Source organism: Pseudooctadecabacter jejudonensis, assembly GCF_900172275.1.
Classification (GTDB): Bacteria; Pseudomonadota; Alphaproteobacteria; order Rhodobacterales; family Rhodobacteraceae; genus Octadecabacter; species Octadecabacter jejudonensis.
The window spans coordinates 226184-244559 of record NZ_FWFT01000004.1 but is presented as its reverse complement, the minus strand read 5'-3'; the positions used below and the strand labels follow the sequence as shown (position 1 = coordinate 244559).

Annotated in this window: 15 protein-coding genes; 2 read left to right on the top strand and 13 right to left on the bottom strand. The window is 61.2% G+C overall.

The window, feature by feature from the left end; translation table 11 throughout:
* Positions 1-137 precede the first annotated feature (137 nt).
* Entirely contained in the window at positions 138-335 is a 198-nt protein-coding gene (locus PSJ8397_RS13325) for a hypothetical protein (protein WP_085865103.1), read from the bottom strand.
* Between the two features lie 428 nt (positions 336-763).
* Here PSJ8397_RS13325 and PSJ8397_RS13320 point away from each other — a divergent pair, with 428 nt between their 5' ends.
* Positions 764-3265 (top strand): GcvT family protein, encoded by a 2502-nt coding sequence (locus PSJ8397_RS13320; protein WP_085865102.1) that lies wholly within the window; start codon positions 764-766, stop codon positions 3263-3265.
* A gap of 44 nt (positions 3266-3309) precedes the next feature.
* On the opposite strand, the gene PSJ8397_RS13315 is transcribed toward PSJ8397_RS13320, so the two are convergent.
* Positions 3310-4281, bottom strand: a complete 972-nt coding sequence (locus PSJ8397_RS13315) for an aminoglycoside phosphotransferase family protein (RefSeq protein ID WP_085865101.1) — start codon at positions 4279-4281, stop codon at positions 3310-3312.
* Between the two features lie 155 nt (positions 4282-4436).
* On the opposite strand from PSJ8397_RS13315, the gene PSJ8397_RS13310 reads away from it, so the two are divergent.
* A complete protein-coding gene (locus PSJ8397_RS13310) occupies positions 4437-4991 on the top strand; it encodes a Hint domain-containing protein (protein ID WP_085865100.1) in 555 nt (184 codons plus the stop codon).
* Between the two features lie 43 nt (positions 4992-5034).
* Here PSJ8397_RS13310 and PSJ8397_RS13305 read toward each other — a convergent pair whose 3' ends face one another.
* The 11 genes from PSJ8397_RS13305 to xdhA form a co-directional block, all read right to left on the bottom strand.
* Positions 5035-5532 carry a hypothetical protein gene (locus PSJ8397_RS13305; RefSeq protein WP_085865099.1) on the bottom strand — a complete coding sequence of 166 codons (498 nt, stop codon included), beginning with the start codon at positions 5530-5532 and terminating at the stop codon, positions 5035-5037.
* A 67-nt stretch (positions 5533-5599) separates the two neighbouring features.
* Positions 5600-6679, bottom strand: a complete 1080-nt coding sequence (locus PSJ8397_RS13300) for an NAD(P)/FAD-dependent oxidoreductase (protein WP_085865098.1) — start codon at positions 6677-6679, stop codon at positions 5600-5602.
* Entirely contained in the window at positions 6676-7608 is a 933-nt protein-coding gene (locus PSJ8397_RS13295) for an aldo/keto reductase (protein WP_085865097.1), read from the bottom strand. Before PSJ8397_RS13295 ends, PSJ8397_RS13300 begins: the two co-directional genes overlap by 4 nt.
* Positions 7609-7689: 81 nt before the next feature.
* A complete protein-coding gene (locus PSJ8397_RS13290) occupies positions 7690-8805 on the bottom strand; it encodes a GAF domain-containing protein (protein ID WP_085865096.1) in 1116 nt (371 codons plus the stop codon).
* 136 nt (positions 8806-8941) lie between these two features.
* Positions 8942-10042 (bottom strand): BMP family ABC transporter substrate-binding protein, encoded by a 1101-nt coding sequence (locus PSJ8397_RS13285; protein WP_085865095.1) that lies wholly within the window; start codon positions 10040-10042, stop codon positions 8942-8944.
* 30 nt (positions 10043-10072) lie between these two features.
* A complete protein-coding gene (locus PSJ8397_RS13280; protein ID WP_085865094.1) occupies positions 10073-10987 on the bottom strand; it encodes an ABC transporter permease in 915 nt (304 codons plus the stop codon).
* A 130-nt stretch (positions 10988-11117) separates the two neighbouring features.
* Positions 11118-12200, bottom strand: coding sequence for an ABC transporter permease (locus PSJ8397_RS13275; protein ID WP_085865154.1), 1083 nt, complete (start codon positions 12198-12200; stop codon positions 11118-11120).
* A gap of 90 nt (positions 12201-12290) precedes the next feature.
* On the bottom strand, positions 12291-13826 hold the full coding sequence (locus PSJ8397_RS13270; RefSeq protein ID WP_085865093.1) for an ABC transporter ATP-binding protein: 1536 nt from the start codon (positions 13824-13826) through the stop codon (positions 12291-12293).
* A complete protein-coding gene (gene xdhC / locus PSJ8397_RS13265; protein WP_235000749.1) occupies positions 13823-14503 on the bottom strand; it encodes a xanthine dehydrogenase accessory protein XdhC in 681 nt (226 codons plus the stop codon). The genes PSJ8397_RS13270 and xdhC overlap by 4 nt, the downstream gene beginning before the upstream one ends.
* Before the next feature lie 65 nt (positions 14504-14568).
* A complete protein-coding gene (gene xdhB, locus PSJ8397_RS13260) occupies positions 14569-17004 on the bottom strand; it encodes a xanthine dehydrogenase molybdopterin binding subunit (protein ID WP_085865091.1) in 2436 nt (811 codons plus the stop codon).
* The gene (gene xdhA, locus PSJ8397_RS13255; RefSeq protein ID WP_085865090.1) at positions 17001-18362 is read right to left on the bottom strand and encodes a xanthine dehydrogenase small subunit; all 1362 of its coding nucleotides are present in this window, start codon (positions 18360-18362) and stop codon (positions 17001-17003) included. Before xdhA ends, xdhB begins: the two co-directional genes overlap by 4 nt.
* Positions 18363-18376: the final 14 nt, after the last annotated feature.

The window sequence follows — 18376 nt, the reverse complement described above, 5'->3', positions numbered from 1 at the left end:
CTAACGTCACCTGAAGGGGGCCGCGCTGTCCAGTCAGGTAGACCTGACCCAAGGGCGAAACATGGGAAAAAAGGGCAAGACACGACAAGAGTGCCGCAAATTGCAGCACAGTGTCCTACGGGTTTTGGACATGGGCGTTAATGCACGCCCATCGTGGAAAAGCGCATGAAATCGTTGTCTGCCCGGGCGCCTACGGGACGCGGGGTATAGGCGTCTGCGGCCTCGAACCCCGAAAACAGGGTGTCGCTGCTGTCCAGACGGGACGTGATTTCTGGGGGCGAACATGCCCCAAGCGCTGCCGCAGCCACCAAGGCTGCGCATACTTTACGTGTCATACTGCTCTCCTCACGGGGCCATTTTTATGGCTCTCTCGCTATGTATAACTTCAACATAAGTATGCGGTGGGGCCACGCCTAGGGGAATTTCGGGGCGTTTGCACCCCTGTCGCAAAATTGCCGCACACGTCAACCTTTTGTTAACCCTTTCAGAATGCGCGAAAATCCGCGAGACCGGACCGGTTGTCAAAGGAGCAGCCCTGACGGGCTGCGCTTTTATTCTGGAGCCTGTGGCCGGTGTGAGCCCGCCCGGTCAGATGTTGCTGTTTGCGGCAGGTGTCGATGCCTCCGGCGGGAGTTTTTGGGTCAGATGAAGACGGGGCGATCCGCAAGGAGGGTCGGTTTTGGTGTCTTGGGGGTCGGCGTGGTTTCGCATGAGGGGGGCATTTCGGGGCAGTGTTGGCGCAACGATCAAGGAGAGCACGACGATGAAGACGAACGTGAAAGCACTGGTGGTTGGCGGCGGTGCCGTCGGGACCTCGATTGCGTATCATTTGGCCAAGGCCGGTTGGGATGACGTGATGCTGCTGGAACGGGACGAGTTGACGTCAGGCTCCACATGGCATGCGGCGGGCCTGCTGCCCTTGTTCAACATGTCTTATGCGACGACCCATATCCACAAATACTCGGTCGATTTTTACAAGACGCTTGAGGAAGAGACCGGATTGAACGCGGGTTTTGCCGTCGTGGGCAATTTGCGGATGGCGCAGACGAAAGAGCGGATGGACGAATATATGCTCTATGCCTCTACCGCTGAGACCTGCGATGTACCGTTTGAGTGGTTGACGCCTGATGAGATCAAGGCGCGCTGGCCGCTGATTAACACCGAGGACCTTGAGGGTGCGATTTATCACACCGAAGACGGCTATATTAACCCTGCGGATGTGACCATGGCTATGGCCAAGGGTGCGCGGCAACGGGGTGTTATGATTGAACGCAAGTGGCAGGCGGATGCGTTTCACTGGACGGGCGACGCGTGGGAGGTCACCTGCACCAAGATGGTTGAGAAGGGCGGCAATTTGGTGCCCTCGGACGAGCAGATCGTGATTACGGCAGAGCATGTGGTCACCGCGTCCGGCAACCATGCGCAACGCACGGCCAAGATGCTGGGCATCAAGATGCCTGCGATCCCTGTGGAACATCAGTTCATCGTCATGGATCAGGACCCCGCATTGGTTGAGTTTCGTGCGCAGGGCGGTGTGGAACATCCCGTGGTTCGTGATGCCGATGCGCAATCTTATGTGCGCGAAGAACGCGGGGGTTGGATCCTTGGGGTCTATGAAAAGAACGCCCCCGCGGTGTTTGAACACGAAGTGCCGGACAGTTTCCGTGCCGATCTGTTCCAGCTGGATCTGGAACGGATTGAAGAGCAGTATATGGCGATGATCCACCGCATTCCGTCGTGCGAAGACAGCGGGTTGAAGGATGATTTCAACGGGCCGATTTGTTACACACCCGACGGCAACCCGCTGGTGGGACCGGCGCCGGGGTTGCGGAATATGTGGCTGGCGGAGGGGTTCAGCTTTGGGATCACGGCGGCCGGTGGCACGGGGTACTATCTTGCGCAGATGATGGTCGAGGGCGAGGCGGAGATCGACATGGCCTCGCTGGACCCAAAGCGTTACGGCGACTGGATGACCACGGAATTTGCCGCCCGCAAGAACGAGGAATGCTACGACCACGTCTATATTTTGCACCACCCGGATGAGGAACGCCCCGCCTGTCGTCCGTTGCGCACATCGCCCGCCTATGACCGCCAGGCGGCGCGCGGCGCGCAGTTTGGGTTTGTGAACGGATGGGAGAGGCCCAACTATTTTGGCCCGCTGGATGCGCCGGACACTTTTGACCATGACAGCCGCAGTTTTCGCCGCGGCGCGTGGTGGCAACATGCGGTGGAAGAGGCCAAGGCCGTGCGCGAGGGCGTGGGCCTGATCGACGCCACGGCCTTCACCAAACACATCGTCAAAGGCCCTGGTGCTACCGCGTTCCTGGACTGGTTCACCACCAACAAACTGCCCAAAGTGGGCCGCATCAATCTGACCTATGCGCTGACCAGCCACGGCACGACGCGCACGGAATACACCATCGTGCGCCTGAAGGATGACGAATATTACCTTGTGTCCGCAGGCGCCTGGACAGATTACGACGCCGATTTCCTGCGCAAAGCGATTGAGGACAAAGAGCCTGAGTTTGGCCGGATCGACGTGCAAAACGTCACCACCCAGTGGGGCGTGTTTGCCATCGCAGGCCCAAAGGCGCGCGATGTTCTCAACGAGGTGATCGTTGACGCGGATCCGGCAACGGCCCTGTCCAACAAACGGTTCCCGTGGCTTTCGACCCGTCAGATTGAACTGGGCATGTGCCCCGTCAACGCCATTCGCGTGGCCTATACCGGTGAGCTAGGGTGGGAATTGCACCACCCGATTGAGATGCAGAACTACCTCTTTGATCTGCTCGAAAAGGCGGGTGCCAAGCACGATATGAAACTGGTCGGCGCGCGGGCGCAGAACTGGCTGCGGCAAGAAAAATCCTACCGCGCCTTTGGCACCGAATTGGGCCGCGACGCGACGCCCCTTGAGGCGGACCTGCCGCGCTTTGTGGATCTGGGCAAGGACTTCCACGGCAAGGACGCCATGGAAAAGATCGGCGTTCGGTTCAAATGCGTCACCTTCCTGATTGATGGGCCTGCGGATGCCGATCCGTGGGGGCGTGAGGCCCTGATCCACAACGGTCAAAAGGTTGGGCGTTTGACGTCGGGGGGCTATTCCGTGGCCTTCGGCAAATCCATCGGCATGGGGTATCTGCCTGTGGACCTGGCCGAGGTGGGCACCAAAGTGCAGGTGCGCATGTTCCGTGACCTTTGGGACGCCGAAGTCGTGCAAGACAGCCCCTATGACCCCAAGAACGAGGCCATTCGCAAGGACGGCTAAGGCCTGACCCCGCGCGGCGTATCCGCGGCGCGGGTGGGGGGGCGTCAGCGTGACAACCCGAACGCGATCTCAAGACGGGGGGCGATGCGGTCATACCGCCGTCGGTCCACGTCTTTGGTCGTGTAGGCCTGACGGCTTATGTCGACCCAATCGATCAACAGCCGCCCGCGCATGGCGATTTCAAACAGGTGCTGTTTGACGGGCGGTTTGTAGCCTTTGAAAAACATCTCACGGTGTGCTGCGATCAAGCCGGATGGATCCACGTCGCCTGCGCCATAGGGGCGAAACACGTCGACCTTTAGAAAATCAACCGCATCGTAAAGCGCCATCTTCATCCGCGTTTCCGTCAGATCAAAGGCGTAGGTCATGCCCGGCCCCATCATGATGTTCTCGCTGTGAAAATCGCCATGGCACCAGGCGCGGATATCTTTGGTGTTTCCGGTGGTTTCCACCTGTTGGCTCAGCTGCGCGCGGTAGCGTTCGACCAAATCGCGCGGGGCCTGCATCTGGCCTGCGGCCAACCTCTCATCGATCTCGACCAACATCCAGCGGCCATGAAACTGGCCCTTTTTCTTGGGCTTGAAGTCATGCAAGGCGGACAGCCACATGCCCGCACGTCGATACACCTGTCGCGCGGTTTGGTCTTGCTCACGCCCCTGCAACCTTTGCCCGGCCGTCTGATGGGCCAGATAATCCATCACGAAAAACGCGCCCCCAGGCGACAGATAAATCGGTGTGGCCGTGCCCAACTTGTCGTAGTTCGCGAAATGCGCGCTCAGCGCTTCAAGGCCTGCAAATTCGTCTTGCAGACGTCCCGTCTCGGCGGAGGTCGTATCGATCTTCATCGCAAAAACCTCGTCCCCAAGCGCCACCCGAAACACCTGACGTTCGTCAGGCGCCACGGGTGACACGAACACCCGCGACACCTGTGGGGTGCCGGTAAATCGCATGTGATCCGCAAATTCGCGGACCATGGTGTTCACCCGTCGGCCAAGGGCAGAATTCGTATCAAACATGCCGGACAATTGCCCGTCCGTGCCGCAGGGTCAAACCCTGATCGTGCAAAGCGGCCCCCATCTTTCACCCTCAAATGCCACATTTCGGTCCAAAACCTGTCGCCTTGCAGGGTTAACACAGGGTCAACAGGTCAACGAACAGAAGGGCCGAGCAGATGAAATTCCAACCGTCTTTGCAGGCGCTTTCGCCTTGGGTGGCCGCCTTTGGCATCACCCCTGACGCCCGGATCGAAACGCCCACCGGTCTGCGCCGCGCGTCCGATCTGGCCGTCGGTGATCTGGTCACCACCCGCGACGATGGCCCCCAACCCGTCACCGACCTGCGAGAGGCCTTCGCCGCCCCGGCTGAGCGCGCGCACCGTCCCGTTTTGATCCCGAAAGGGGCCATGGGCTTTGGTCTGCCCTACGCCGATCTGGCGATCGGGCCGCAACATCGCGTGGTGTTCGAACACATCCGCGTGCCGTTGATGTTTGGCGAAGACGCCGTTCTGGTGCGGGCCAAATCATTGGTCATCAGCCACGAGGATATCCGCGTGATCGGCGCGGCCGAGGCGCTGATGGCCCCCATCAGTTACATGCAAATCTCTCTGGCCCAGCAGGGCGTGATCTTTGCCGAGGGCCTGCCTGTTGAAACGATCCTGCACGACGGGGAATGCGATTTGCCCTTCGCGACCTTGCGATCATGGGAATTGATGGCGGCGGTGGCCTAAGGCCCCGCCCCCAGATAAGCGGCCCCAAGATCAGACGCCCCAATCAACCGTCAGCCATCGCGGCCCCCAGCATCAGGTCCATAAAGCCGCTTTCGTCCATCATTTCCATCTGAACGCTCAGCATGCCGCAGTCTGTCGAAATCTCGATTGAGCGGTCTTCGCTGATCCCTTCGGGCTGAAATGAACTGATCGCATCAAGATCGTCCATGCTTTCGGCGTTTTCCATGGCAGCAATGGCCTCTTCCATTCCGTCCAGCAGATCTTCGACGCCGCCTGACCCGACCTCGTCTTCATAGGCCGCAAGCATGCAAGTCCCGACGCCACGCATGCGTTCGTCCCACTGCATCTTTGCCAAAACCTCGTCCATCTGGGCCATGCCGTCCGCATCTATCTGCATTTCCTTGGCCATCAGGCCAATCATCACGGCGTTGGCCTGTTCACTGACATTTTCCAGCCGGTCCAACCGATCATCGGCAAGGGCCATGGCGGGCAAAAGTCCGGCCATCACAGCCGCTGTGGCGGCAAACATAAAACGGTTCATCTGTGTTCTCCCATCAAACTTTCCCAAGCTTGCGGGGGATCGGCGCACCAATCAATGGAGGAAAACCCTAACCGCGGTCAAACCGGTCAGGGCGCAGGCGGGCGACCATATCGGCCGCGATCTGTGGCGTCCGGCCCCCGACCAGATCGGCCACCAGCTGACTTGCGGCAGGGGCTGTCTGAAAACCGTAGCCACCTTGTCCTGCCATCCATACGAACGCCGCATCCTGCGGGTCCGGCCCCAGCACCAGATTGCGGTCGGGCGAAAACGTCCGCAGCCCCGCCCAGTTCGACAACATCTGCGTCACCGGTTCGGTCACATGCGCCTCATACCGGGCCAATCCTTCGGCCAAGGTCATGTCGTCGGCCCAAGCATCCATCGGCGGCATGGGCACCTCCTCTGCGGGGGACACGATCAGCGCGCCCGCGTCGGGCTTGGCATACCAATTTTCGCCTGGCCCGAACATCATCGGCCAGCCCAACACGTCGTGCCCGCCGGGGGCCGGGATCCGCGCCATGGACCGGCGCAGCGGTGTGACACCCAAAGGCGCAAGACCCGCCATCTTGGCGACCTCATCCACCCAAGCGCCCGCCGCGTTGACCAGCACCCGCGCATCGAACACCTCCGCTCCCGCTGTCACCTGCCAGCCCGCGCCCGTGCGCGCAATCGCCGTCACTTCGGCGCCCGTGCGCACGTCTCCACCGGCTGACCGGACGTCGCGGGCGAAATCCTGCACCAGTTTGTCTGTGTCCAGATCCCACGCCTCGGCGTGATGACCCACCCGTGTGACCGTGTCATTGAGGATCGGCACCATCGCCCGCGCTTCCTCCACCGTCACCTCATGCATGCGCATGGACACCAGATCCGCCTCAAACGCGGCGCGGGTGTCATCGGTGCCAATCAGCATCAGGCCACGGGGGGACACGACACCGCCGTGCGCCTCAAAATGGTAGGCCTTGCTGGCCTCATTCAGGGCGATGGTGCTGGGCAGGCCATAGCTTTCTTCGAACATCGCAGCCGACCGGCCCGACGCGTGATAGGCCAGCGCGCTTTCGCGTTCCAACAGCACCACGCGGCCCAAGTCCGACAGGCGGGCGCCAACCGAACAGCCCGCGATGCCGCCCCCGATGACCAGAAAATCAATCATGCCTCTTCGATCCGGTCCGTGGCGGGGGGCGGGGCCGGCGACAGGGCCGTGATCTGCGCATAGACTGCCGCCTCCAACGTCATCGCAAGCCCCGCCAAAGACGGCGCCAACTGCTCGGCCGACCGCGCGGACACAATGGGCTGCACCTGCGGCGCGTGGGCGCGCAGCCACGCCACGGCCAAGCTGGCAGGGGCCACACCCATATTCGCTGCGATCTCGGCCAGCCCCACGGCGGCCTCATGCATCCAGGGCTGGCCATAGCGCGCGGCATAGCGGTCATCAAAGGACAACCGCCCGTCCGATCCCGCCACCGCGTATTTGCCCGTCAACAGCCCGCCGCCCAAGGGTGAATAGGCACAAACGGTGATGTCTTGATCCGCCGCCATAGGCAGCAGCTCGACCTCAACCTGACGTTTCACCAGGTTCATCATCGGTTGCACCGCATCAATGCGGGTGCCAAGCGACGCCGCAATCCCTTGCGCCTTCATCACCTGCCAGGCGGCGAAATTGCTGACACCGATGTGGCGGATGGACCCGTCTTGCTGCAATCCGGCCAAAGCCTCAAACGTCACCTCAAGGGGCGTGGTGTCGTCAAACCGGTGCAGATACAGCAGATCAATCGCGTCCCGCTGCAACCTCTCCTGTGACACCTGCACCGAGGCGCGCAGGTTCTCCGGCGTGGCAGGCACATCATAGGCGGCCTTGGTCGCCACAAAAATATCGCCCCGTGCGCCCACCAACGCGCCCAAAATCTCTTCCGATTGGCCGCCGGTGTACAAAGCCGCCGTATCGAAATGTCGGATGCCTGCGCCCAGACAGGCGTCAAACATCTCTGCGGCGGCGGTGGCGTCTGCGGTGCCCCCCCACTGCATGGTCCCGTAAACACCGTGACCCGCAGGGCGTCCGTCTTGTGTGGTGAAATCTGTCATCCGGCCCTCGTGCTTTGCGGGCACTGTAAAACCAGACCGTATCAGGCCACCAGCCCTTTCAAGAGGGGCAGGCCCGACGTTCTATTCAGCCAAAGAGGCCACCGGCACAGCCAAGGACACATGGGCCCCCTTTGCCGTCAATTCACGGGTCAACTTGCCGCCCAACTGGGCCTCAACATTGATCTGCAACAAACGCGATCCAAAGCCCGCCTCATTGACAATCGATTCAACCTCAAGGGGCATTTCTTCCCGCCATGTCAGCGTTAACCGGTCGCTGTCCACATTCCAGGCGACCTCAACCCGGCCCAGGTTTTCCGAAAACGCACCGTATTTGGCTGCATTGGTCGCCAGTTCATGCAGCGACAACGCGAAGGCCACAGCCGCCTTGGGCCCCAGAAAAATCTCATCCCCGCGCACAACGGCCTGACCGCCGGGGTAGGGTGCAAGGATGGTATCGGTCAGGGCGCGCAACGACACTTCGGTATCGGTGCCCGTTGCGTCCGGCAGGATCAGCGAATGGGCCGCAGACAGGGCCTGCAACCGCCCGGTGATGTTGCCGCTCATGTCTTTGATATCGGTTGCTTCACGCGCGGATTGGCGCACCATCCCCGCCACCAGCGCAAAGACGTTTTTCAGACGGTGGTTCATCTCGCTGATCAGCATTTCCCGTTGCTGGGCGATCTTACGCAGGCGCAATTCCGTCTCAATCATGACGCTCAGGTCTTGCAGGGAGGCCATTTCGGCCTCCGTCCACTCATGTGGCTTGTTGTCGATGACACAAAACGACCCAAGTGTTTCGCCATTGGGATCGTGCACCGGAACGCCCAGATACGCGACCACATCCAAATCGCGAATCGCCAGATTGTCGCGCACCCGCGGGTCCTCATATGCGTTGTTGACCACCAGCGGCGCATTGGACGTCACCACATGTTGGCAAAACGAATGCGACAACGGGGTTTCGCGCGCCGCGGCGGTTTCGGCAGGCAGGCCGATCTGCGCCTTAAAGAATTGACGTGTGCCATCCACCAAGGACACAAGGCCCACAGGCCGCCCCGTCAGCTGTGTGGCCAATTTCACGGCGCGGTCGAAAATCGCCTCTTCTGGGCTGTCCATCAGGCCGGAGCTGTCCAGCGCGCCCAGCCGTCGGGGGTGTGTCAGGGATGCACGGTCGGCGTCGGCGGTCTGTCCATCCATCATTACATCCCCTCTGTCCAATTCGACCCAGAATTATATGTCTTTACGCCCGTAAACAATGGGCCTGTTCAGCTGTGACATAGACGCAAAAAAGGCCTGCGCAAGGCAGGCCCTTTCAAATCGTCAGGACGGGCGTGTTTTACTGAGGAATTTCAGCCGTCAGGCCTTCCACGTAGAAGTTCATGCCAGCAATACCGTCATCACCGAAGTCCTCAGCGGTGGCACCCTCGGCCAGCCAGACCGTGCCGTCTTGACGGTTGATCGGGCCAGTGAACGGGTGATAGTCGCCCGCCGTGATCGCATCGATCATCTCTTGGGCAGAGGCGCGGACGTCTTCTGGGATCGCATCGGTCATCTCACCGATTTCCACCATGCCAGTGTCCATGCCGTCCCATGTGGAAACGGATTCCCAAGTGCCATCGATCACAGCTTGCGTGCGTTCGATGTAATAGGGCGCCCAGTTGTCGATGATGGACGACACCCGCGGCAGCGGCGCGAACTCGATCATGTCAGACGCCTGGCCAAAGGTGTAAACCTTGGCCCCCGCCTCATTGGCCGCAGCCGCCGCAGCCTGTGGGGCCGTGGAATCGGTGTGCTGCAAGATCACGTCGGCACCCTGTTCGATCAGCGTCGTGGCCGCATCGGCCTCTTTGGCGGGATCAAACCAAGTGTAGACCCAGATGATTTTGAAATCGACATCCGGGTTCACTTCCTTGGCATGCAGATAGGCTGCGTTGATGCCGCGAATAACCTCAGGGATCGGGAAGGACGCGATATAGCCGATGGTGTTGCTCTCAGTGATCTGACCCGCAATGTGGCCCTGCACAGCGCGGCCCTCATAGAAACGGGCCGAATAGTTGGACACGTTGTCGGCTGTCTTGTAACCCGTCGCATGCTCAAACCGCACATCGGGGAACTGGGCCGCGACATTGATCGTCGGGTCCATGTAGCCAAAAGACGTGGTGAAAATCAGGTCCGCGCCTTCCAGCGCCATCTGCGTCATCACACGCTCAGCATCGGGGCCTTCTGGCACGCTTTCCACGAACACGGTCTCAACCGCATCGCCGAATTCTTCCTGCACGGCCAACAGCCCCTGATGGTGCTCATAGGTCCAGCCGCCGTCACCGATCGGGCCAACGTAAACAAAGCCGACCTTCACAGGCTCGTGCCCGTCTGCCATGGCCATCCCGCCCAGCATCGCTGTTGCGGCTGCCGTCGCCATAAGTGTTCTTCTCAACATAGGTATCCCCCTGTGGATAGTGATTTCGCCTCACCGTGAGGCATGGAACGTCTTGCCAAGTGACCCCGGCGCTCCGCCAGCCGACATAATGACCAAAACGAGAATGGTGGCAATATACGGGCTCATCGAAAGATATTCGACCGGAATGGCAACCCCCGCCGCCTGCAGGTTCAGCTGCAAAACGGTCACCCCGCCAAAAAGATAGGCACCCAGCAAAAGACGCCCGGGCCGCCAGCTGGCGAAAACCACAATGGCCAGGGCAATCCACCCCGCACCGGCGGTCAGCCCCTCCGCATAGGTCGGCACCCGAACGATGGACAGATAGGCCCCGCCCAGCCCCGCACAGGCCCCGCCAAACATGATCGCCAACATGCGCACACGGCGCACCGAATAGCCCAGCCCATGGGCCGCCTCGTGGTTTTCCCCCACCGCGCGCAGGATCAAACCGCCGCGTGTCCGGTTCAAAAACCACCACACCCCCGCGACAATACCCAAGCCCACATAAACCATCGGATCATGTTGAAACACGATCGGCCCAATGACCGGAATGTCGCCCAACACCGGGATATGCCAATCAGGAAAACTTGGCGCCTTGATGCCCAAATACCCCTGTCCCATAAGCGACGCGAGGCCCAACCCAAACAACGTCAGCGCCAGCCCCGTCGCCACCTGGTTCGACAGAAAAAACTGCGTCAAAACCCCAAACAGCACCGCCATGCCCGCACCCCCCAAGGCCGCCACGACAAACCCGACCCAGGCAGAATCGGTGCCCGTCGCCGCCACAAACCCCAGCACAGACCCCACGATCATCATGCCTTCCACGCCCAGGTTCAAAACCCCCGCACGTTCCACCACCAACTCACCGATGGCCGCCAACATGATGGGCGTCGCCGCCACCATCAACGATGCCAAAAGCAGAACGGGATTGACCCCACCGAAATCCATCAGCACCGCTCCCGTTCACATGTGATTAAGGTTAACGCGCCCGCCGTGATCAAACGCCCCGTCTTCATCTGACCCAAAAAACTCGCCCCGCAGGGCCGGTTGGCCAAACGCCCGTCACATCGAAGGATCATCATGCCGCCCCCCTCTCGCGCAGTCGCACGCGGTAGTTGGTCAGCACATCCACAGCCAACAGGAAAAACAGCAACATGCCCTGGAACACCTGAATGGCCGCCCCGGGCAGGCCCAAAGACGATTGCGCCACGTCGCCGCCGATGTACGTCAACGCCATCAAAGTGCCCGCCAGCAAAATGCCCACCGGATGCAACCGCCCCAGGAAGGCCACGATGATCGCCGTGAACCCGTAGCCCACGTTGAAATCAATCGACACGATGCCCGACGGGCCCGCCACTTCGGTCAACCCGGCCAAACCCGCCAAAGCGCCCGAGGCGCCCAGACAAAACAACACCAGCCGTGCAGGGTTCACACCCGAAAAGGCCGCCGCACGGGGGGCTTGCCCCGCCAGCTTGATTTGAAACCCAAGGATGTGTTTGGCAAACAGCACATAGACGAAAATCACCCCGATCAGCGCGATTACCACGCCCCAATGCATGCCGTTCGACTGATCAATCCAGGATGTCGCCGCATCCATGCGCGCCATGTTCCGTGATCCCGGAAAGCCTTGTCCGTCGGGGTTGCGCATCAGACCCAGCGCCATGGACGCCAACAGTTGCTCTGCCACGTAGACCAGCATCAACGACACGAGGATCTCATTCGTCCCGAACCGCACCCGCAACAGCCCGGGGATCATGGCCCAGGCAAATCCGCCCAGTGCACCGGCCAGCAACATGGCCGGAAACACCAGCCAGCGCGCCTCGCTCGGATACAAGGCCAAGGCCACGCCTGCGCCGCACAGCGCACCGATGATGTATTGCCCCTCCGCGCCGATGTTCCAGATGCCCGCCCGAAACCCGATGGACAGCCCCAGCGCAATGGCCACCAGCGGCGCGCCCTTGATCAACAGCTGCGGCAGATAGAAAAAGCTGAACTCGCCAAACAGCGGCTCATAGAAAATCTTGGTCAGGGCCTCGATGGGGTCCTGTCCAAGGGCGGCGAACAATCCAGCCCCTGCAATCATCGTCAAAAGGACAGCCACAATCGGTGAGGCCAGCGTCCATGTCCGGCTCGGCTGGGGGCGTTTTTCAAGGCTCAGCATCGTGTCATTTCCGATCTCATGAACGGCCTTGCCAGCTTGGCTGCCATACGCGTGCCATACGCCAGCCATACGCAAACCATACGCCCAAAATCAGTCAACATGGGCCACCTCCATGTCGTGCGCACCCCCCAGCATCAAACCGATGTCTTCCACCGTCAAACCCAGTGTCGGACGCGGGGCCGACAGCCGCCCTTCGTTGAGGGCGGCAAAGCTGTCCGAAATCTCCATCAGCTCATCAAGGTCTTGGGAAATAACGATAATCGCGGCGCCCTTGGCCGCCAAATCCAGCAGCGCCTGCCGGATCGACGCGGCGGCAGCGGCATCCACGCCCCACGTGGGCTGATTGACGATCAGGACCTGCGGGTCTTGTAGAATTTCCCGTCCGATGACGAATTTCTGCAAATTCCCCCCCGACAACGACCGCGCCGCATTCCCCGACCCCGGCGTGCGCACATCAAACCGTTTGATGATCTCATCCGCAAAGCTCCGCGCGCCGCGCCAGTCCAAAAAACCCTTTCGTGTCAGGTTCTTACGCTTGCGTGCGGTCAGCGCGGCGTTCTCGACCAAGGACATGTCGGGGGCCGCCGCATGACCCATCCGTTCCTCAGGTGCTGCACAGAGTCCCAGGCCCCGCCGCGCATCCGGCTTCAGCTTACCAATATCTTGATCCTTAAAGAAAATTTGACCCCGACCGGCCGTAATCTCCCCCGAAAGGGCGGCCAGCAGTTCATCCTGACCATTGCCCGCCACGCCGCCGATCCCCAACACATCGCCCGCACGCACCTCAAGCGAGATGTCTTTCAGGGACGTGCCAAATTCTGACGGTGATTTAACCGACAACCCTTTGATCTGCATCAGCATATCACCCGCAGGCCGTGCCTCGCGTTCCGGTACATGCAGGCTGCCACCGACCATCATTTCCGCCATGTCCCGCGCGCTCGTTGACTTTGGGTCGCAGGTGCCCACAACGGCGCCCAGCCGCAAAATCGTCGCGTGATCACACAGCGCGCGGATTTCTTCCAGCTTGTGGGAAATATACAAGATCGCCGTGCCCTCATCGCGCAATTTGCGCAGGGTTTCGAAAAGGATATCAACCTCTTGCGGGGTCAGAACACTTGTCGGTTCGTCCATGATCAGAACGCTTGGGTCCTGCAGCAAACAGCGAATAATCTCGACCCGTTGCCGCTCGCCCGCGCTCAGATCGCCCACCGTGCGCGTCGGATCCAACGGAAGCCCGTAGGTTTCAGACACATCCCGAATGCGCTGCGCCAGATCCCGCAAGGGGGGCGGATTTTCCATGCCAAGGGCGACATTTTCGGCCACATCCAGCGCGTCAAACAGCGAAAAATGCTGAAACACCATGGCAATCCCGCTGGCCCGCGCCGTGTGGGGATCACTGGGCGCAAAGGGGCGGCCCGCCAACGTCATGGTGCCACTGTCCGGCTTCACAAGTCCGTAGATCGTCTTGACCAACGTGGACTTTCCAGCGCCGTTTTCACCCAAAAGCGCGTGGACCTCACCCCGTTTCAATTCAAAAGAGACGTCCTTGTTCGCAATGACCCCCGGGTAGGCTTTGGTCAGCCCATCGAGCACCATTAAGGCCTGATCGCCGGTGGCCTGTGTCATCCCGTCTTTTCCCCTATGGCGTGCGTCGCCATGGGAGAGATTAGCGCAGCTGCAACGCCAACAGCAATGGCCTGCGGGTGCTTTCCGAGGGTGGGATCGCCTATTGGACAGGCAATGCGTGTAATTTGTGCATCTTCATGCCCCATAGAGGCGAGTCGCCGTCGAAACCGTGCCCATTTGGTCGCCGAACCAATCAATCCGCAACTCCCGAATCCGTGCCGCAAAAGAGCGTCGCACAAGGCCAAATCAAGGGCGTGGGAATAGGTGACGATGATGTGGTCCGCCGTTTGCGGCGCGCGGTCCACGACACGAAGGGGGTCATGTGCCACAAGGGGCAGAACGCCGCTTGGCAGCGGGGGCATCCGGTCTGATGTGGTGTCGATGACCGTGATGGTGCGGTCCTCGAACGGGGCCATGACATGGGCCAGGGCCCGGCCCACGTGTCCGCCGCCCCAAATCCACAACGGGGGTGCGGTTGGGGCCCGCGTCGTCTCACCCGCTTGAAACATCAAAGTGACGGACCCACCGCAGCACTGGCCCAAATCGGGGCCAAGGGGGAACGTTCGTTCCTGCGTGTCGCGTCCGTCTGCCAACATCTGCCGGGCGATGCGGGCGGCCTCATACTCCAGCGCGCCGCCCCCGATTGTGCCGCTTTGCCCGTGCGGCGTGACCTGCATAGCGGTCCCTTCTTCCCGCGGCACGGACCCACGGGTTTGGGCCACAGTCACTGTGATGACGCCGCTCACCCGCGGGCCCGTCCCACGGCCCGCAGCACCTCTTCGGCTGTTGCGGGGGCTTGCAGATCGGGGAAATGGGGCCCGCAGGCCGAACAGGCGTCGGCCAAGGCAAGGTGGGCCGAGATGCCCAGCATAAACGGCGGCTCCCCAACGGCCTTGGACCGATAGACCGTGCGCGCCGGATTGGCGGCGTTCCAAAGAGCGACGTTGAACACGGCGGGCCGATCCGAACAGGCGGGGATCTTGTAGGTGCTGGGCGCGTGGGTGCGCAACCGGCCGGTGTCATCCCAGACAAGCTCTTCCGTGGTCAGCCAACCGGCCCCTTGCACAAACCCGCCCTCGATCTGGCCGATGTCCAACGCAGGGTTCAGCGACGCGCCCGCATCATGCAAAAGGTCAACACGAAGCAACCGGTTTTCGCCGGTGCGCGTATCAATCACCACCTCCGACACCGCTGCCCCGTAGGCGAAGTAAAAGAACGGGCGTCCTTTGCCTGCAATCCTGTCCCACGCCACATCGGGTGTCTTGTAGAACCCGGTGGCACTCAGACTGACGCGGTTCTCATAGGCGGTTTGCACAGCCTTGGCGAAGGACATCTGCACGCCGCCCACGCGCACGTCCCCGCCGTCAAAGACAACCTCCTCAACCGAGCAACCGTGAAGCTCAGCCAGACAGGCGGCGATCCTGTCGCGGATGGTGCTACAAGCGGCTTGCACGGCCATTCCGTTCAAATCCGACCCGCTTGAGGCCGCCGTGGCAGAGGTGTTGGGCACCTTGCCGGTGTCCGTCGCGGTGATCTTGACCGCCGCGACATTCACCCCAAACCGCGCGGCCGCGACCTGCGCGACCTTCTGAAACAGGCCCTGTCCCATCTCGGTGCCGCCGTGGTTCAGATGGATCGACCCGTCCTGGTAGACATGCACCAACGCCCCCGCCTGATTAAGATGCGTCAAAGTAAAGGAAATCCCGAACTTGACGGGGCTAAACGCGATCCCTTTCTTGAGCGTTTCATTCTGCGCATTCCAACGAGCCAGATCGGCCTTTCGGCGATCATAATCCGCGGTGTCCAGCAATTGATCGGTCATCTCATGCAAAATGAAATCCGTGACCGGCATGGAGTAGGGTGTGGTGTTTTCCGCATCCTCTGGCACCGCAGAATACGCCCCGCCAAAGCGCGCAGACCCGCCGGACCCGCTGGAGGCTCGGACGGCACCACGAGACGCGAGGTCTTCGGTGGACAGCGTCGGCTGTTTCTTTGGGTCAAAAATACCTCCGCCGGAGGCATCCGCACTTTCGGTCATCGCTGCATAGTAATTGATACGCCGCACCTCAGCCCCATCGCGTCCCAGCGCATGGGCCACGTGGTCCATCACCCGTTCAATCCCCAGCATGCCCTGTGGTCCACCGAACCCGCGAAAGGCAGTGGCGCTTTGCATGTTGGTGCGCAGTCGGTGGGATGTGATGCGCGCGGCAGGCAGAAGGTAGGCATTGTCTGCGTGCAACATGGCACGGTCCGCCACGGGCAGCGACAGGTCTTGGGCCCAGCCGCAGCGGGTGTAGTGGGTGAAATCAATCCCGAGGATGCGCCCCTGCGCGTCGTATCCCACATCATAATCGATCCGGAAATCATGACGTTTGCCAGTGATGATCATGTCGTCATCGCGGTCGTAGCGCATTTTGCAGGGGCGGCCCGATTGGGCCGCAACCACAGCGCAGGCCACGGCCAAGGCGTTGCCTTGGCTTTCCTTGCCGCCAAAGCCCCCGCCCATGCGGCGGATTTCAACGCGGACAGCGTGCATGGGAACGCCTAAGGCTTCGGCCACCTTGTGCTGGATTTCGGTCGGGTGCTGCGTTGACGACTGCACCACCATATCGCCGCCTTCTTGTGGCAGGGCGAGGGCGGCTTGACCTTCCAGGTAGAAGTGTTCCTGACCGCCCATTTCAATCCGGCCCTGAAGCCGGTGGGGTGCCTGGGTGAGGGCTGCGTCAACGCGGCCCTTTTCATAGACCCGCGGGCCGTCTTCAAACCGCGCATCGGCGGCCAAAGCGTCTTCGATGGTCAGGATCGGGGTCTCTTCGATATAGGTGATGTTGCCCAACCGCGCGGCCATGCGCGCGGCGCGGTGCGACGTGGCGGCAACCACAAACAGGGGCTGACCCATGTAGTGCACGGGCCCATCGCTGAGCAGAGGTTCATCATGCACGGAGGGCGAGACATCGTTGGCAAAGGGCAAATCATCAGCAGTAAGAACGGCCACCACCCCAGGTGCTGTCTTCACCTCTTCGAGGGTCATCGCTTTGATTTGACCGCGCGCGATCCGGCTGACCCCAAAGGCCAGATGCAGCGTGCCCTGGGGCAGGGGAATGTCGTCCACGTACCGTGCCTGGCCGGTGACATGCAGACGGGCCGCATCGTGGGGGAGGGGTTTTGCAACACTCATGTCCGCACCTCCAACACATCGGTCTGGGCCCCGTTGAGGTCTTCAAAGTATCGGCGCAGCTGACCCTGAGCGGCCTGCATCCTGTAGTCCGCCGAGGCGCGCATGTCGCTGAGAGGGGTAAAGTCTTCTTTCAGGGCCTGCGCCGCGGCCTCAATGGTTTCAGACGCCCAGGCGCGTCCGATAAGGGCGGCCTGTGCTTTGTCTGCACGTTTGGGCGTGCCGGCCATTCCGCCGAAGGCGATGCGGGCGTCTGTGACGGTGCCAGTCTCTACTGTGACATTGAAACAGCCGCAGACGGCCGAAATGTCCTGATCGAACCGTTTGCTGAGTTTGTAGCAGCGCAAAGCGGGGGCCGATTTGGGGATGGTCACGCCTTCGACGAATTCACCGCTCTGTCGGTCCTGTTGTCCGTAGTCGATAAAGAAGTCTTCAATCGGCATGTCACGCCGCGTGTCGCCGTGACGCAAGTGCAGCGTGGCGCCGAGTGCAATCAAGGCGGGCGGGTTGTCCCCGATGGGCGACCCATTGGCGATGTTGCCACCGATTGTGGCCGCATTGCGGACCTGTTCCGATCCGTACCGGCGCACCATCTCTGCATAAGACGGATGCAGGGGGCGCAGGGCGGCCAGAACGTCTGTCATCGTGACCGCCGCGCCGATGCGCAGGTGTTCGCCCAGATCGTCGATTTGTTGCAGGTCGGCGCATTGGTTCAGAAACGCGACCTCGCCCAGATCACGGAAATCCTTGGTCACCCAAAGCCCCACATCGGTGGCCCCCGCGATCAGGGTGCCTTCGGGGTGGGCGAGGCACCAGTCGGCCAGGTCGTCGCTTGTTTGAGGGGCCGGGATTTGAGTTTTTTGGGTCAGATGAAGGGGGGTGTCGCGCATGTGATCGGGCACGGGTGCATCTTCGGCGGCGCGGGCGGCGCGGATGATCGGGGCGTAGCCGGTGCAGCGGCACAAGTTGCCTGCAAGCACGTCATCATGATCGGTGCGGTTTTCTAAATGGCCCGTGGCCATGGAGACCACGAACCCTGGGGTGCAAAACCCGCACTGGCTGCCGTGATGATCCACCATAGCCTGTTGCACCGGATGCAGGGTGCCGTCAGGGGCGGCGAGGCCTTCAACGGTGCGGACGGCTTTGCCGTGCAGTTGGGGCATGAACAGAATGCAGGCATTCAGGGTGCGCGCACCTTTGGCATCCGTCACCATGACGCTGCACGCGCCACAATCGCCTTCGTTGCAGCCTTCTTTGGTCCCTGTGAGTTGGCGATCTTCGCGCAGCCAATCCAAAAGGGTTTGCGTCGGGTGGGTGTCCACCCGGGTGGTCTCTCCGTTCAGAAGAAACGTCACATTCATGGCAGTATCCGCCG

Coding starts and splice junctions, on each gene's coding strand:
- PSJ8397_RS13325 (WP_085865103.1), bottom strand. CDS start 335: ATGACACGTAAAGTATGCGCAGCCTTGGTGGCTGCGGCAGCGCTTGGG.
- PSJ8397_RS13320 (WP_085865102.1), top strand. CDS start 764: ATGAAGACGAACGTGAAAGCACTGGTGGTTGGCGGCGGTGCCGTCGGG.
- PSJ8397_RS13315 (WP_085865101.1), bottom strand. CDS start 4,281: ATGTTTGATACGAATTCTGCCCTTGGCCGACGGGTGAACACCATGGTC.
- PSJ8397_RS13310 (WP_085865100.1), top strand. CDS start 4,437: ATGAAATTCCAACCGTCTTTGCAGGCGCTTTCGCCTTGGGTGGCCGCC.
- PSJ8397_RS13305 (WP_085865099.1), bottom strand. CDS start 5,532: ATGAACCGTTTTATGTTTGCCGCCACAGCGGCTGTGATGGCCGGACTT.
- PSJ8397_RS13300 (WP_085865098.1), bottom strand. CDS start 6,679: ATGATTGATTTTCTGGTCATCGGGGGCGGCATCGCGGGCTGTTCGGTT.
- PSJ8397_RS13295 (WP_085865097.1), bottom strand. CDS start 7,608: ATGACAGATTTCACCACACAAGACGGACGCCCTGCGGGTCACGGTGTT.
- PSJ8397_RS13290 (WP_085865096.1), bottom strand. CDS start 8,805: ATGATGGATGGACAGACCGCCGACGCCGACCGTGCATCCCTGACACAC.
- PSJ8397_RS13285 (WP_085865095.1), bottom strand. CDS start 10,042: ATGTTGAGAAGAACACTTATGGCGACGGCAGCCGCAACAGCGATGCTG.
- PSJ8397_RS13280 (WP_085865094.1), bottom strand. CDS start 10,987: ATGGATTTCGGTGGGGTCAATCCCGTTCTGCTTTTGGCATCGTTGATG.
- PSJ8397_RS13275 (WP_085865154.1), bottom strand. CDS start 12,200: ATGCTGAGCCTTGAAAAACGCCCCCAGCCGAGCCGGACATGGACGCTG.
- PSJ8397_RS13270 (WP_085865093.1), bottom strand. CDS start 13,826: ATGACACAGGCCACCGGCGATCAGGCCTTAATGGTGCTCGATGGGCTG.
- xdhC (WP_235000749.1), bottom strand. CDS start 14,503: ATGCAGGTCACGCCGCACGGGCAAAGCGGCACAATCGGGGGCGGCGCG.
- xdhB (WP_085865091.1), bottom strand. CDS start 17,004: ATGAGTGTTGCAAAACCCCTCCCCCACGATGCGGCCCGTCTGCATGTC.
- xdhA (WP_085865090.1), bottom strand. CDS start 18,362: ATGAATGTGACGTTTCTTCTGAACGGAGAGACCACCCGGGTGGACACC.